Genomic DNA, 15,518 nt, shown 5'->3' on the forward strand with positions numbered 1-15,518 from the left:
GCAGGCCGACAAGTGTCTGGACGTGTCGGGTGGCAGCAGTGCGAACAGCACGCGGCTGCAGATCTGGACGTGCACCGGCGCCGCCAACCAGAAGTGGACCGCGCCGAGCGCCGGCGGGGAGACCCCCGGCCCGGGGGCGATGGCCGTCGCCCCGTACCTCTACAACGGCTGGGGCAGCCCGCCCAGCCCCACGACCGTGATGAACGCGACCGGCGTCAAGTGGTTCACGCTCGCCTTCGTCCTCAGCAACGGCTACTGCAACCCGCAGTGGGACGGGAACCGGCCGCTGACCGGGGGAGTCGACCAGCAGACCGTCAACACCGTGCGCGCGGCCGGTGGCGACGTCATTCCGTCCTTCGGGGGCTGGAGCGGCAACAAGCTGGAGAGCTCCTGCTCCAGCGCGGGTGAACTGGCCGCGGCCTACCAGAAGGTCATCAACGCCTACGGGCTGAAGGCCATCGACATCGACATCGAGGCGGCGGCATACGACAGTCCGGTCGTCCAGCAGCGCACGGTCGACGCGCTGAAGACGGTCAAGACCGCCAACCCCGGGATCAAGGTGTACGTCACCTTCGGTACCGGCCAGAACGGGCCCGACAGCAGCCTGATCGGCAAGGCGGCGGCCTCCGGGCTCACCGTGGACAGCTGGACCATCATGCCGTTCAACTTCGGCGGCGCGGGCCAGAACATGGGCACGCTGACCGTCCGCGCCGCCGAAGGGCTCAAGACGGCCGTCAAGAACGCCTACGGGTACTCCGACGACCAGGCCTACCGGCACACCGGAATCTCCTCGATGAACGGTGTCACCGACAACGGTGAGACCGTGACCGTGGCCGACTTCCGCACGATCCTCGGCTATGCGCAGCAGCGCCACCTCGCCCGGCTGACCTTCTGGTCGGTCAACCGCGACCGGCCCTGCACGGGAGGCGGAGCCGACACCTGCTCGGGAGTCTCCCAGCAGCCGTGGGACTTCACCCGGGTCCTCGCCTCCTACACGGGCTGACCCGCCCGAGGCGCACCCCCGCGTCCTCGCCGTGCACCGGGGCGAGGACGCGGGCGTGCCGGGTGACGGGAAGCGGGACCGCGCGGGCCCGGCACTTCTCCTGCGCGGCGCCTGCCGGCCCGACCGTCCGGCGGCCGTCAGACTCTTCCGGCGTGCTCCGAACGGGTGAGAGCAGAGGTGTCCGCGTCCGGTTCGGACCAGGAGCGGACCGGACGTGTCCGACAGCGCCAGGCCCGCCTCCGTGCCGTCCGGACCGGGCGGATCACCCGGTCCGGGTCACTTGCCGCGCTTGGTGACGGCGGACTTCTTGGCCGTGCGCCGGGGGCTGGCCGTCTGCTTCGCCGGGATCGTGTGCGACGTCCCGGCCGCGGCGGCTGCCTGCTTCTCGCTGCGGGCGTCCGTCGTGGCGAGCACCCCGGCGCTGTTCTCCAGGTGGGCGCGGACGAACCACTGGAACTGCTCCAGGGAGCGGAGGTGCTCGATGAGCAGGTCCTCGGTGACGGGGTCCAGGGAGGCGGCCTTCGCCGCGGCCTTGCGGTGATCCTCGATGATGCCGGTGTACACGAGGTCCAGCGCGCCGAGGTGGGCGATCGCGTCGGCCCTTCCCACGCTGTAGTCCTCCCACGTCCGCTCGGACACGAGAACGCCTGCGGTGCCGTGCGGCACACCGCCCAGCGCCGAGATGCGTTCGGCCGTGCCGTCGGCCATGTCCCTGACCGCGAGCGTCTGGGGGTCCAGCATCTCGTGCACGGCGATGAAGTGCGGGCCTGTCACGTTCCAGTGGATGTGCTTCAGCGTGAGCGCCAGGTCGTTGAGGGCGTGCAGGCGCATGCGCAGCACGTCGATCATCCGCCCGCCGTCCTTGGTGCTGAGGCCGGGAACGGTGTAGCGCGGGGTGGAGGTCTGAGGCGGCATGATGCTCCTGCTGCAGGGGACGGTCTACGCCATACCCCTGCCCTCGGACGTCATGCGACTACGCCTGTCCGCGCCGGACACCACTTGACCGGCGTATCAGGGACGACGCCGGCCGGCGCTCCCGCACGCGGTCTACCCCCCGGCGCGGCCTCCGGCGCCCAGGTCCGCACGGCCTCCGGCCCCCAGCAGCCCGGTGCCCTCGAACGACGTCTCCCGTTGCAGCCTGGGGATCTCCCGCTTCGAGAGGGCGGTGACCACCGGAGGCATCGCGGCACGCACCAGCTGGGTGACACGGAGCCACGCGGGCGCGTACACGGCGGCACTGCGCCGTTCGACCGCACGCGCGAGCGATTCCGCGACGGTCTCCGCCGGGTAGACCTTCCGTGCGGGCTTCGGCATGTGCGCCCTCAGCTCCCGCAGCACGGGGTGCTCGTCCGCGTCACGGATCATGTCCGTGTCGGTCCAGTTCAGATAGGCGATCCCCACCCCGACGTGCTCATGGGCGAACTCGGCGCGCAGCGAATGGGCGAACGACTCCACGCCCGCCTTGGAGGCGCAGTAGGCGCTCATCATGGGCGCGGCCCCGATGGAGGCCAGCGAGGCGATCTGCAGGTAGTACCCGCCTGTCGCCCTGAGATGGGGCAGGAAGGCGCGGGCGCTGATCGCGCTGCCGATCAGGTTGACCTCGATGACACGCCGCCAGGTCACCGGGTCGGACTCGGCGAAGGGACCGCCCTCGGCCAGGCCCGCGTTCGCCACCACGACGGACGCGGGCCCCATCCGGTCCCGGACCTCGTCGGCCACCCTGGCCATTCCGGCGTCGTCGGTCACATCGACCTCCCAGCACCGGGCCCCGGGGAGCGTCTCCCGTACCTGGGCCAGGGTCGACTCCTCACGTCCGAGCAGGGCCACCCTGGCTCCACGCCGTGTCAGTTCCCGCGCCATCGCCGCGCCCACACCTCTCGCGGCACCGGTCACGACGGCGACACGGCCTTGCAGGGGACGAGCTGAGCCGGACAAATGAACCTCCTCGACGGGTGCCACCCCAGCGGGTCCGCCTGCCACCGGGCTCACGAGCGGCCCGGAGCCGGCAGGGACCGTAGGGCGACGACCGGAAAACGTTGCATCTACGACATGTCCCATCTTGGTGCACAAGTGGGAAAGGCGCGTCTGCGGAGTGCTCCGGGGACCCGTTCCGTGGGGGAGCCCTCCCGGTCCGCCGCGGCGGGAGCACGACGCCCGGCCGTGCGCGACGACGTCGGCCGCGGCAGGATCGGGTTCCTGCGCTCCGGGGCGCTTGTCCAGGAAGCCTTCCGCATTCCGAGACGCCGGAACATCCGGAGCAGAAGCGTCCGTATATTCGCACGCATGTCTGTACCGGCCCCGACCCTGTGCCTCGCGCTGTTCGCGCACTCGGCATGGTGCGTCGACGACGGACTCTGTAGCGGCTGACGTCTCGCCGGCGGCACGTCCCGTGCTGCCGGCTCCCCAGCCCGCCGTCCGCCGCGCATCACCCCGGAGACCTCTCGTGACCACCGCGCCACCTGCCGGGCCGGCCGCGCCCCCGCGCGCTCTGCCCGCCCTGTTCGCCCCCTCTCCCACCTCGGCCCCGCGACCGGAGGCGCCGTCCCTGCCACCGGTGCGCAGGACGCCGCTCGTCGTGTCCGGGCTGCTCGCCGTCGCCCTGACCGCGTACGTCTGGTCGGCACACGGGACGAAACCCGGCGTACTGCTCCTGCTCGGGCTCGGTCTGGGCGTCGCCCTCTTCCACTCGCGGTTCGGCTTCACCTCCGCCTGGCGTCAGCTCATCGCCGTCGGCAACGGCACCGGCCTGCGGGCGCACGCTCTGCTGCTCGGTACCACCGCCACGCTGTTCGCGCTGCTCATCGGCAGCGGCACCGGACTGTTCGGCTCCCAGCCCGCGCCGTCCGCAGGGCCGATCGGGGTCGGACTGGTCGTCGGGTCCCTGCTCTTCGCCGTCGGGATGCAACTCGGCGGTGCCTGCGCCTCCGGCACCCTCTTCGCCGTGGGCTCGGGGCAGACCTCCGTGCTCCTGACCCTCGGCGGGTTCATCGCGGGCGCCACGCTCGCCGCCTGGCAGTTCGACCTCTGGAAGGACCTTCCCGCGTGGGAGCCGGTCGTCCTCTCCGAACACATCGGCTGGGCCGGTTCGTGGGCGGTGACGATCGCCGCGCTGCTTCTCGTCGTCCTCGTCACCCGACGCGTCCAGGCCCGCCGCAACCCGCCTCCCCTCGGACCTGTCCCCTCGGCCCGCACCGCGGCGGTACGGGCCCTCCGGGGGTCCTGGCCGCTGGCCGCCGGCGCCCTGGTGCTGGCCGTCCTCGGGGCCGGCGTCCTGGCGGTGTCCGGTGGCGCCTGGGGCGTCACGAGTGCGTTCAGCCTGTGGGGTTCGGAGCTGGTGGGCGCGCTGGGCGGCCACCCCGAGAACTGGACCTGGTGGCGGCAGCCCGGCAACGCGGAGATGCTCGCCGGCCCCGTACTGGCCGACAAGACGAGTCTCACCGACATCGGCATCATGATCGGTGCGGCCGTGGCCGCCGCCCTCGGCGGTACGTGGGCGCTGCACCGGGGGATCCCCTGGCGTACCGCCGTGGCCTCGGTGCTCGGTGGAGTGCTGATGGGCATCGGCGCCCGGCTGGCCGGAGGCTGCAACATCGGTGCCTACCTGGCCGGCGTGGCATCGGGCAGCCTCAGCGGCTGGCTGTGGGGCGCGGTCGCCCTGGCCGGGACCTGGCTCGGACTCAGGCTGCGGCCGCTCTTCGGCCTCGGTAATCCCAAGCCCGGCGACGGCGTCTGCTGAGCGGATCCGGACCGGCAACCGGCGGCCACGGTCCCCTCGGACGGGATGCTCCAGGACGGACGACGGGAGTGCACGGGGGCGGAGTCACCGATTGCGGGCCGGCCGAGCTGACGCGACGACCGTGGGCGGTCGGTCTCCCGGCCGGCGTGCGGCCGTCTACTGCCCGGGCGCCCGCCCGCGGACCGTGGGTGCCGGTGGGACCCACCGCCTGGTGCGTGGTACCGAGCCGGCGACGCCGTAGTCCTTCTTGAGGTGTTCGGGGATGGCGTAGTGCATGACGCGTCCACGGGTCAGCGAGGACAGCTCGAGAACGGTGGTGAGGTGGCCGAGCCGGTCCAGAGCCCAGGCTCCCAGCGGTGAACGGTCCTCGACGGTCTCCAGTACGCCGATCAGACGCGGCACGGCCTTGACGAGGGTGTCCCACGACGTGCGGGGCACGCCGAGCCAGTCGCCGCAGGTGTCGCCGACGAGGTGCCGGACGAGGGCGGACACGACCGGGTCGAAGAACGTGCCCGGCACGACCTCCTCGTAGAGGTCGATCAGTTGGCGGGTCAGGTGCGCGCCCTCCGGCGACGGGCCCATGTGCCGGAGCATGTACAGGTCGAGGAAGTGGCGGGCCTCGTCCAGGGTGCCGGGCACCGCGTCCTGGTCGACACCGAGCATGGCACCGACCACGCGCCAGGCGTAGTAGTACGACCGGGCCCCCTCCTCCGACATGTGGACACCGAGACGGTGCAGGCTGTCGAGCACGAGCAGGGAGAAGAACATCTGCCCGCCGATCATGTCCTCCTGGCAGATCGGCGTTCCGAGGGCCGCGGTGTCCCAGCGGCCCTCGCGCTCCAGATGGTGCCGGATGGAGGCGTGGAGGAGCCTCACCTTCTGCGCGGCGGGAAGGAAGCGGCCCCCGGCCTCGAAGGCGTCCGGCTGCATCAGATGGACGGTGAACTGGCCCGTCTCCGCCATCCGTTTCGAGGGGTAGTCGAGACCGTGGGTCGCGGACAGCAGTTTCGCCACGTGGGGGACGACGTAGCAGGCCGGCATGGAGGCGAAGGACAGGGCGGTGGAGATGTGCACGTTGTTGTCGATGAAGAACAGCCGTGCCCTCTCCATCTCACCCCAGTCGACCCAGGCCGGTGGTGCGCCCGTCACCTCGAGGTACTCGCGGGCGACGTCGGGCAGGCCGTCCGGCAGGGGAGCGCCGGCGGTGGAGACGTAACGCATCAGGGTGTTGAACTTCCCCACCTCCCCGCGTTCGAAGAGGGTGGCGACGGTGGCGTCGGCGAGTTCGTCACCAGCTCGGCGCATGGTGTCCAACGACGACTCGGTGTAGCGCACGGTGAGGCTCCCTGGGGCTGTGGGGGTGGTTCACGACGGGTACGGACGGGGGACGGGCTCCCCGAGGGCGAGGGCGAGGGCGAGGGCGAGGGCGGCGCGCGCCCGTGCCGCCCGCCGTGCGTGCGATCAGGCCCCACGGACCGCGACCGAGTGCGCCAGCGTGGTGAGAGCGGTGGTGGCGGGGGTGGACAGGCTCAGCGCGTCCAGGGCGGTGAGGGCTTCCTCGACCCGCTCTGTGATCATCTTCTCGACGCGTCCGGGAGCGTCGAGCCGGAGCATCAGCTCGCGAGCCGCGCGCAGACCGTCCGGCCCCGGATCACCCCGGCCCAGGAGGGCACGCAGCTGTCGGCGTTCGCCGTCGTCGGCGACCCGCCAGGTCTCCGCCAGAAGGGCCGTCGGGCGGTTGCCCCGCAGGTCGTCGGTGGCGGCCTTCCCGGTGTCCTGCGGGCTCCCGAACAGGCCGAGCAGATCGTCCCGCAGCTGGAACGCCTCACCCAGGGGGAGCCCGTACGCGGAGTATCCGGAGCGCACCCGTTCACCGGCTCCCGCGAGGGCACCGCCGATCAGCAAGGGCTGTTCGACCGTGTACTTGGCCGTCTTGTACCGGATCACCTTCAGCGAGTCGGCGGTGTCCGGAGGCGCTCCGGTGCGCAGGATCTCCAGACACTCCCCGGCTATCAGGTCCCGGGCCAGGGCCGACCACAGCGGCCGGGCCCGCGCGAGATACGCCGCTGGCAGACCGCTGGTGGCGAACAGCTGCCCCGCCAGGCCCATCAGCAGGTCTCCGACGAGCATCGCCAGCGACCTGCCGGCCGAGACGGAACGCGGGCGGCCGCGCACGGCACCCCGCAGCGCCATGTGCGCGGCGGGGAGCCCGTGGCGCAGCGGACTGTCGTCGATCAGGTCGTCGTGGACGACCGCGGCGGCGTGCACCAACTCCATGGACGCCGCCGCCCGGACCAGCGACTCGTCGTCCGGCTGCCCGGTCGCCCGCCAGCCCCAGTAGCAGAACGCCGCCCGCAGCCGCTTTCCGTGCGCGGCCGAGGACTCCAGTTGCCCGGCGACCGGATCCAGCACCGGGTCCACGGCTGCGAACCGCTCCGCCTCCCGGGCGACGAACACTCGCAGTACGTCGTCGACGCGTTCCTTGAACTCGGCCATGTCCCAACGGTCATGCGTCATCGGCGGCCCGCCGGACGACGGCTTCCCGAGCGAGAACCTCGAGGTGGGCCGGGGGAGCGGTGGACCAGCGGCCCAGCACCAGGCGGCCCCGGGCGATCAGGTCGCGCTCGGCCTCCGCCGCCAGTTCCGCGGTGTCGGAGCGCCGGAGCAACCCCCTCACCGCGCCCAGGGCCGAGCCCGCCGTGGTCACCGCCAGATCGGCCAGCCCCGCCACCAGCAGCACGGCCCGCCCGTCCGGCCCGGTGCGCCACTCCGCTTCCCGCGTCATGCCGTCTCCCCTCACCCGCAGAAACCCGGCGACGCCGGTCGCAGCGCCGTACTTCCGAGGATCGGGCCGCGGGCGGCACGCGGAAGGCGGAAGTCACCAACGAGTGAGGGCATCGCCCGGCCGTACGGTTCACGCCCACCACGCAGGCGTGGCGCCGAAACCTCGGCGTCCGCGTGTCGTCGAGCCGAACGGGCCCGGTGGGCGGGGGAATCGGCCCCGGCACCGGAATGGCCGGGGGCACCCGGGGCTCCCTTACGATCGTCCCCGTGTGCGCAAACGTCATAGTCGCGGAAGACGACGCGAAACAGGCCGAGCTGGTCCGCCGTTACCTCGAACGCGAGGGCCACGCCGTCACGGTGGTCTCCGACGGGCTCTCCGCGCTGGAACAGGCGAGGCAGGGGGCACCCGACCTGCTCGTCCTCGATGTGATGATGCCGCGGGCCGACGGGCTCGACGTGGTCCGCATCCTGCGTGCCGAGGAGCGCGAGCTGGCGGTCCTCATGCTCACCGCCCGGGCCACGGAGGACGACCTGCTGCTCGGGCTCGACCTGGGCGCGGACGACTACATGACGAAGCCCTACAGTCCGCGGGAGCTCATGGCACGGGTCCGCACCCTCCTGCGGCGCACCCGCCGGGACGGGGCCCGCGAGGACGGCGGCCAGGTGCTGCGGGTGGGCACACTCGCCGTCGACCCCGTGCGCCACGAGGTCTCGGTGGACGGCGTCGGGGTCGAGTGCACGCCGGGGGAGTTCCGCCTCCTCGCCACGATGGCGGCCGAGCCCGAACGCGTCTTCTCCCGTGAGCAGCTTCTCGCCGAACTGCACGGCTTCGACCGGTACATCAGCAGCCGCACGGTCGACGTACACATCATGAACCTCCGGAAGAAGATCGAGCGAGCGCCCCGGCGTCCGGTCCGGCTGCTCACCGTCTTCGGGGTCGGCTACAAGCTCATGGACCCGCAGAAGGGAGCCACGCGTGGCGCGGCGCGCCGATAAGGGCGGGCAGCGCCTGCGACCGCCGCTGCGCAAGAGTCTCCTCGGACGGTTCCTGGCGGTCTCGGCACTGGTCGCGGCCTGTTCGGTCGCCGCGACCGCGTGGCTGGCCGTGCAGACCACGTCCGGCGCGATCGAGCAGGAGCAGGGCCGCAACCTCGCCGCCGACACCCGGGTCCTCGACACCCTGCTCGCCTATGCCGCCCGGCACCCCACCTGGGACGGGGTGGGCGCCACGGTGGACGAGCTCGCCGACGCGTCCGACCGGAGGATCACGCTGACGACGCAGAGCCGGCAGATCCTCGCGGACTCCGCCGGTTCCTCCCCGCCCCCACCCAGCCTGCCGCCCCAGGCGTCGGCGGTCGTGGACCCGTTGTCCGTGGCGGACGTCTCCTCCGGTTCGGGCTCGGGGGCCGGCTCGGTGACGATCGCGGCACCCGGAACGGACGGGACGCAACGCCCGGGGACCGACCGGGTCGACCCGCGGGCCGTAGGGCCGTTCGAGCTGTCCGAGGCCGAGCGCACCTCGCTCCGGCGCACCGCGGACGAGGCGGTGCAGTGCCTCAGCCGGACCGGGATAGCCTCCGACGTCGTCGAGGGGCCGAGCGGCCGGCCCCGCATCCAGGTCGTGGGAAACGACCCCGACCGCCTGGACGGCAGCCGGTGTTCGACGGATGCGCTGGACCGCCCCACCGGGACCGAGGCCAAGGCGCTGGTCGCTCTCAACGAACTCGTCAACGCGTGCCTGGACCGGCAGGGACGCGAAGCCGTGGAGCTCGATCTCGACCTGTCGTGGAGGACGGGCGAGGAGCCTCTTCCCGCGACCGCCGTACCCGTGCCGACGCCCGCACCGAGCCTCAGTGTCCCGAGGGAGGCCATGCCGACCGAGGTGGCCACGCCCGCGCCCCTCGACAGCGACAACGACCGTGACATCGCCTCCTGCGTCGGCATCGCCCGCCAGGAGCAGCTCAGTTCGTACGTCGCCTCACCCGCCCTGCTCTTCATCAGCGACCCGGGCGGCGGCGAGGTGCCCGGCTTCGACCTGTCCCCCGGGAACACGGCGAAGATCACCGGGGTCGCCGCCCTCGTCCTCGCACTCACCGTGGGCGCCTCGGTGTTCGCGGGGGTCCGGCTCGTGCGACCGCTCCACGCCCTCACGGGAGCGGCCCAGCGCATGCGTGACGGCGAGGCCCCGTCGCAGGTCGTGGTCGCCGCGGACAACGAGATCGGCCGGCTGGCCACGGCCTTCAACGACATGTCCGCCCACCGCGCGCGGATGGAGGAGCAGCGCAAGGTCATGGTCAGCGACGTCGCGCACGAACTGCGCACCCCGCTGAGCAACATCCGAGGGTGGCTGGAGGGCGCCCAGGACGGCGTCGCCGACGCGGACGCGACGTTCGTCTCCTCGCTCCTGGAGGAGGCGGTGCAGTTGCAGCACATCATCGACGACCTCCAGGACCTGTCGGCCGCCGACGCCGGAGCCCTGCGTCTGCACCCCGAACCCGTGCGGATCGGGGACCTGCTCGCCCATGTCGTGGCGGCCCATCAGGCGCAGGCCGACGCTGCCGGCGTCGACCTCACCGTGACCGTCGCCGAGGAGCACGGAGCGGTCCCCGTGGTCGAGGCCGACCCGGTCCGGCTGCGGCAGGCGATCGGCAACCTGGTGTCCAACGCCGTGCGCCACACGCCCGCGGGAGGGCGGGTCACGCTGCGCGCGCACGCGACGGGGCCCGGGGGACCGGACGACGAGGTGCTGCTGGAGGTCGCCGACACCGGCAGCGGAATAGCTCCGGAGGATCTGCCGTACGTGTTCGACCGGTTCTGGCGTGCGGAGAAGTCACGCAGCCGGCGGACCGGAGGCAGCGGCCTGGGGCTGGCGATCGTCCGCAAGCTCGTCGAGGCGCACGGCGGAACGGCGGGTGTGGTCAGCACGGTGGGCAGGGGTTCGGTGTTCACCCTGCGGCTGCCCTGTTCCGGCCCTGATCCGATGAACACGGCGGCCTGACAGCTTCCTCACAACTTCACTCCAGTCTGAGGGCATGCCCGGCGCCCGACGCGCATCCGTGCGCGGGCACCACCAACGCCGGGCTGGAATCGGAGTCCTTCATGTCCCTTCGTCCCACCCTGAGGACCGCGGTCCTCGCCGCAGCCACCATGGGCGCGGTCCTCTTCCCGTCCATGGCCGCCGTGGCCGACAGCTCGCCCACGGCGGTACCCGCCGAGCGCCCGACCGAGCCTCCGGCAGCGTCCGAGCCCTCGCGGGCCACCCCCGTGCCCGAGCCGACCGACGCCGCCGAGTCGGCGACCCCGGCCCCCGCCGAGCCCGTGCCCGCCAGGACGGTGCCGCGCGGCGGTGTCGACGCCGGGGAACGTCCGGCCGGCGAGGCCGGGGGCACCGCGCTCTACGGGTCCGCGGCCGGTGCCGTGCTGCTCGCCGGAGCGGGTGTCCTCGTGATGCGCCGCCGCACCGCGGCACAGCGCGACCACGGCTGATCCTCTCCCTCTGGCGCCGCTCCCCGGACGGGAGCGGCGCCATCCGTCGTTCGACCCCCTTCGCCCGACCCCGCACCGGAGTACTCCATGCCCTTCACACCGAACTCGTCGTGGCGCACCGCGCTGTCCGCCGCCGCGGCCGGTCTGCTGATCACCCTGGCCGGCTGCGGCGCGCCCGACGCGCCCGAACCGTCCACCGGGGCGAAGGCCTCACCCGCACCCCGGGACGCGGACGTGCCCAAGGCACCCGCGCCCACGCGGCTGTCAGTCCCGTCGCTGGGCATAGACAGCGAGCTGCTGCGGCTGGGGCTCAACGAGGACGGCACGGTCGAGGTCCCTCCGGCCGAGAAGGGCATGACGGCCGGCTGGTACGCGGGCGGAGCCGTCCCCGGCGAACCCGGTGCGGCCGTGCTCATCGGCCACAACGACACGCGCTTCGGCAAGGCCGTCTTCCACGACCTGCACAGCATCACCAAGGGCGCGGACATCGCCGTGGCGGGCGGGGGAGGGAAGGAGACCCACTTCACCGTCACCGGGACGGAGACCGTCCGCAAGGACGAATTCCCCACCGACAAGGTCTACGGAGCCACCGGCGAACGCGTGCTCCGGCTGATCACGTGCGACGGGGAATTCGACGCAGCCGGCCACCCCGTGGACAACCTCATCGTGTACGCGACGCTGCGCTGACGGGGCGCGGGGAGTCGGTCCGCCCGCCCCCGAGTCCTCACGGCGACGCCTTCCCGCCCGACGGCGCATGCTCCACACGGGTGACGGCGACCAGAGCCAGATCGTCGGCGAGCACCCCGTCCGTATGGGTGTGCACCGCCCCGGCGAGCCTCTCCACGACGGCCGGTGGCCCGTCGCGCCAGCTCTGCCGCAGATCCTCGCCCGGTGTGTAGAAACGCCCGTCGGCGTCGCGGGCCTCCAGGAGGCCGTCCGTGCACAGCAGGAGCAGATGCCCCGGCCCGAACGGACGGGACTCGTCCTGCCACGGGCCGGTGTCCAACTCGCCGAGGCCCAGGGGGAGCCCGGCGTGCTCGGGCTCCCAGACCCGCAGCGCGTCCTCGCTCACGAGGAAGGCGGGACAGTGCCCGCGGCTGATGAGACGTACCTCCGTGCCGTCGTCCGGGATCTGTGCGATGGCCGCCGTGATGAAGTGCTCGCCGTCCACGTCGCTGCCACCGCTCACCGAGGCGGTCTCCCGTGTGTGACGGGACACCGCCTCGTCGAGGCGACGGGCCAGCTCCGGCAGGGTCGGCGTGTGGTGGGCGGCTTCGTGGAAGCTGCCCACCAGGGCGGCGACCCCGGGGATGGCGTTCAGCCCCTTGCCGCGTACGTCACCGATGAGCAGGCGCACGCCGTACGGGGTGTGCTCCGCCGCGTAGAGGTCACCTCCGACGGATGCCGCGGCGGACGCCGCCTCGTAACGGACCGCGATCCAGGTCTTCCCCCACCAGGCCCGCACGGGCGGGAGCACGGCGCGCTGGGCGCTCTCCGCCACCCGCTCGGCTCCCTGGAGCCTGCGCCGCAACGAAAGCCGCAGCCGGCACAGGGGCACGGTCGCCCAGGCGAGGACCACCATGGCGATGTAGTCGACCACCGCGTGACGGCCGTCGGACGACAGGTGTTTTCCGAAGAGGAGCACCAGCCCGGCCAGGCTGTTGAGGACGGCCACCCGGACCACGGCGCGCAGCGCGTACACACAGGCCGCGATCATGGAGCTCAGGATCAGGAAAACGTCCCCGCTGAACGCCCCCGGCGTCGGCAGGTCGACCGCGAGCGCCAGTACCACCAGGGCCAGGGGTGCGATCCGCGCCCACCAGGGCAGCAGTTCGCTCTCGTTCTGCGGTGCGTGCGACGTCAGCCCGGTCGTGGTGCGGTACGGGCTCACGTCATCGCCTCCGGGGTGCAGCGCGCGGACCGGTGCCCGGCAGGCCCCGTTTCCTCACTCGACCTTGGTGCCGGAAGCCCCGCCCCGCACGCCGAAGCCCGATGCCGCAACCCTTGACGAGTACACGTAGACGGGCAAAGAATGATCGCGAAGCACGCCTGACAACGTTGTCTACGTCTCGAGAGGCGCTCATTCCATGAGATGGACCCAGTGGATCCGCGGTGCGGGGACGGCGGCCGCCGCGGCGGCTCTCCTCGGTGGCGCCGTCGCCGCACCCGCCTCGGCGGACGGAGCGGGGCACGCCGGACGCGGCCGGCTCACCGATCTCGTCAACCCCTTCATCGGAACCGAGAACGAGGGCAACACCTACCCCGGCGCCGCGGTGCCCTTCGGCATGGTGCAGTTCTCGCCCGACACCGGGCACAACACGGGATACGACTACTCGGAGACCCATATCAGGGGTTTCTCCACCGTCCACATCTCCGGCGTCGGCTGCGGCCTCGGCGGGGACCTCCCGGTGCTCCCGACGACCGGTGACATCACGTCGACGGACAACGCCGTGTACGCGGCCGGGTTCAGCCACGACGACGAGAAGGCGGGACCCGGCACCTACCAGGTCGGCCTCGACACGGGCATCAAGGCCGAGCTGAGCGCCACCGAGCGCACCGGAGTGCAGCGGTACACCTTCCCCGCCACGGACAAGGCCAACGTCCTCATCAACGCGGGCCAGTCGCTCCACAGGACCGTGAACACCGAGGTCGAGATCCTCGACGACAGGACCGTACGCACGGCCATCACCGGCAGCGGCTTCTGTCAGGACACCAAGCCGTACACGGTGTACACGGTCACCCGCTTCGACCGGCCCTTCACCGTCTCCGGCACGTGGAAGGGCGAGACGGTCACCGAGGGGTCCACCGCCTCGTCCGCCGGGGCCGAGCGCAACGGCGCCTTCGTGCGGTTCGACACGTCCAAGGACCGCACCGTCGAGGCGACCACCGCGATCTCGTACGTGGACGCCAAGGGAGCGGCGCTCAACCTCCGCGCCGAAGGCGGCCGTTCGTACGACCGTGTCGCCCGCGCCGCGCAGGCCGCATGGGAGGACCGCCTCGACGACGTCCGGGCGAAGGGCGGCAGCGAGACCCTGCGCCGGACCTTCTACTCGTCGCTGTACCGCTCGTTCCTCGCGCCCAACATCGGCAGCGACGTCGACGGCCGCTACACCGGCTGGGACCAGAGGATCCACAAGGCCAAGGGCTTCACCTACTACCAGAACTGGTCGCTCTGGGACACCTACCGCACCCAGGCGCAGCTGCTGTCGCTGCTCGCCCCCCACGAGTCCCGTGACATGGCGATCTCCGTCATCAAGATCGACGAGGACAGCGGCTGGCTGCCGAAGTGGGGCTACGGCACGGTCGAGACGAACATCATGACCGGCGACCCGGTCACCCCCTTCCTCACCAACGCCTACCAGCAGGGCCTGCTCAAGGGGTACGAGGAGCAGGCGTACCGCGCGCTGAAGAAGAACGCCGACGGTGTGCCCCCGGCCGACTCCGCCCCCGTGGGCCGTGAGGCCAACAAGGAGTACCTGGCCGACGGCTTCGCGCCGTACATCAAGGGCCGGGCCCACGTGAAGCCCGGTGACTCCGACTACGACCACGGCGCCTCGGCGACCCTGGAGTACGCGCTGTCCGACGCGATGCTCGGCCGGATGGCGAAGGAGCTCGGCCACGACCAGGACGCCGCGCGCTATGCGGAGCGGGCCCAGAACTACCGGAAGATCTTCGACAGTTCGACCGGCTTCTTCCGTGCCCGCGACGCGAACGGCGACTTCACCGGCCCCGCCGACCCCGCCCGGAGCGAGGGCTTCCACGAGGGCACGTCCTGGCAGTACCAGTGGCTCGTCCCCCAGGACCTGCCCGGCGTGGTCTCCCTGATCGGAGGGACCGACGCGGCGAACGAGCGCCTCGACTCGTTCTTCGCCTACGAGCAACTGCTGCAGGACCCGTCGAAGACCGCCCGCGAGGTGTGGGTCAACGGGCCGTACGACTACTACAACGCGGACAAGTACAACCCGCAGAACGAGCCCGACCTGATCGCCCCCTACACCTACCTCTCCACCGGGCAGCCCTGGAAGACGACGGACGTGGTGCACGCCGCGCTCACCCTCTTCACGGACACCCCGACCGGGATGACCGGCAACGACGACCTGGGCACGATGTCCGCCTGGAACGTCCTCTCCTCGATCGGTGTCTTCCCGGTGCAGCCGGGGACGGACACCTGGGGCCTGTCGACGCCCGTCTTCGAGCGGGTCGACCTGACCCTCGACCGGCGTTACTACCCCGAGGGTGCCCTGACGGTGAAGGCGCCCGGCACCTCCGACTCGGCGCGCTACATCCGGTCCGCGCGCACCGACGGGGCCGCGTACGGGAAGACCTACCTGACCACCGAGGACATCCGCAGGACGCGGGAACTGTCCTTCGAGGTCGGGACCATGCCCTCCGGATGGGGCACCTCGGCGGACGCCGCGCCGCCGGCCCTGAAGTGACGATCTGAGGCCCACCGGCCGCATGCGCGTGGCCCGCCCCTCGACGAGGGACGGGCCACGGCACTGTGCCGGG

At 72.0% G+C, this 15,518-nt stretch carries 13 protein-coding genes; 7 read left to right on the top strand and 6 right to left on the bottom strand.

The genetic code is table 11. The annotated features are described in order from the left end of the window. A partial coding sequence (locus tag IA22_RS0125650) for an RICIN domain-containing protein (RefSeq protein ID WP_030124970.1) occupies nucleotides 1-1,003 on the top strand: 1,003 nt, incomplete at its 5' end. Nucleotides 1,004-1,279: 276 nt separating this feature from the next. Here the strand turns inward: IA22_RS0125650 and IA22_RS0125655 are convergent. Together IA22_RS0125655 and IA22_RS0125665 are read right to left on the bottom strand one after the other, a co-directional pair. Next, on the bottom strand, nucleotides 1,280-1,918 hold the full coding sequence (locus IA22_RS0125655; RefSeq protein ID WP_030124971.1) for a Dps family protein: 639 nt from the start codon (nucleotides 1,916-1,918) through the stop codon (nucleotides 1,280-1,282). A 132-nt stretch (nucleotides 1,919-2,050) separates the two neighbouring features. Next, nucleotides 2,051-2,938 carry an SDR family oxidoreductase gene (locus IA22_RS0125665; RefSeq protein ID WP_030124972.1) on the bottom strand — a complete coding sequence of 296 codons (888 nt, stop codon included), beginning with the start codon at nucleotides 2,936-2,938 and terminating at the stop codon, nucleotides 2,051-2,053. A gap of 508 nt (nucleotides 2,939-3,446) precedes the next feature. On the opposite strand from IA22_RS0125665, the gene IA22_RS0125670 reads away from it, so the two are divergent. Further along, nucleotides 3,447-4,739 (top strand): YeeE/YedE family protein, encoded by a 1,293-nt coding sequence (locus IA22_RS0125670; protein WP_030124973.1) that lies wholly within the window; start codon nucleotides 3,447-3,449, stop codon nucleotides 4,737-4,739. A gap of 156 nt (nucleotides 4,740-4,895) precedes the next feature. On the opposite strand, the gene IA22_RS0125675 is transcribed toward IA22_RS0125670, so the two are convergent. From IA22_RS0125675 to IA22_RS0125685, 3 genes are all read right to left on the bottom strand, one after another. Next, nucleotides 4,896-6,074: an oxygenase MpaB family protein gene (locus IA22_RS0125675; RefSeq protein WP_030124974.1), complete on the bottom strand. Its 1,179-nt coding sequence runs from the start codon at nucleotides 6,072-6,074 to the stop codon at nucleotides 4,896-4,898. 126 nt (nucleotides 6,075-6,200) lie between these two features. Continuing rightward, nucleotides 6,201-7,256, bottom strand: a complete 1,056-nt coding sequence (locus IA22_RS0125680; protein ID WP_030124975.1) for a polyprenyl synthetase family protein — start codon at nucleotides 7,254-7,256, stop codon at nucleotides 6,201-6,203. Then, the gene (locus IA22_RS0125685; protein WP_030124976.1) at nucleotides 7,246-7,524 is read right to left on the bottom strand and encodes a hypothetical protein; all 279 of its coding nucleotides are present in this window, start codon (nucleotides 7,522-7,524) and stop codon (nucleotides 7,246-7,248) included. The genes IA22_RS0125680 and IA22_RS0125685 overlap by 11 nt, the downstream gene beginning before the upstream one ends. A gap of 227 nt (nucleotides 7,525-7,751) precedes the next feature. Between IA22_RS0125685 and IA22_RS0125690 the strand changes: the two genes are divergently transcribed. From IA22_RS0125690 to IA22_RS0125705, 4 genes are all read left to right on the top strand, one after another. Continuing rightward, nucleotides 7,752-8,519 (top strand): response regulator transcription factor, encoded by a 768-nt coding sequence (locus IA22_RS0125690; RefSeq protein WP_014152511.1) that lies wholly within the window; start codon nucleotides 7,752-7,754, stop codon nucleotides 8,517-8,519. Beyond that, nucleotides 8,500-10,521 (top strand): sensor histidine kinase, encoded by a 2,022-nt coding sequence (locus IA22_RS0125695; protein ID WP_014152510.1) that lies wholly within the window; start codon nucleotides 8,500-8,502, stop codon nucleotides 10,519-10,521. Before IA22_RS0125690 ends, IA22_RS0125695 begins: the two co-directional genes overlap by 20 nt. Nucleotides 10,522-10,622: 101 nt before the next feature. Next, nucleotides 10,623-11,009 carry a hypothetical protein gene (locus tag IA22_RS0125700; protein ID WP_030124977.1) on the top strand — a complete coding sequence of 129 codons (387 nt, stop codon included), beginning with the start codon at nucleotides 10,623-10,625 and terminating at the stop codon, nucleotides 11,007-11,009. An 87-nt stretch (nucleotides 11,010-11,096) separates the two neighbouring features. Then, the gene (locus tag IA22_RS0125705) at nucleotides 11,097-11,696 is read left to right on the top strand and encodes a class F sortase (protein WP_015579998.1); all 600 of its coding nucleotides are present in this window, start codon (nucleotides 11,097-11,099) and stop codon (nucleotides 11,694-11,696) included. A 37-nt stretch (nucleotides 11,697-11,733) separates the two neighbouring features. Here IA22_RS0125705 and IA22_RS0125710 read toward each other — a convergent pair whose 3' ends face one another. Then, the gene (locus tag IA22_RS0125710; protein ID WP_030124978.1) at nucleotides 11,734-12,900 is read right to left on the bottom strand and encodes a PP2C family protein-serine/threonine phosphatase; all 1,167 of its coding nucleotides are present in this window, start codon (nucleotides 12,898-12,900) and stop codon (nucleotides 11,734-11,736) included. Nucleotides 12,901-13,096: 196 nt separating this feature from the next. Between IA22_RS0125710 and IA22_RS0125715 the strand changes: the two genes are divergently transcribed. Further along, nucleotides 13,097-15,445, top strand: a complete 2,349-nt coding sequence (locus tag IA22_RS0125715; protein WP_030124979.1) for a GH92 family glycosyl hydrolase — start codon at nucleotides 13,097-13,099, stop codon at nucleotides 15,443-15,445. Nucleotides 15,446-15,518 lie beyond the last annotated feature (73 nt).

Source organism: Kitasatospora papulosa (assembly GCF_000717245.1).
In the GTDB taxonomy this organism is placed as follows: Bacteria; Actinomycetota; Actinomycetes; order Streptomycetales; family Streptomycetaceae; genus Streptomyces; species Streptomyces papulosus.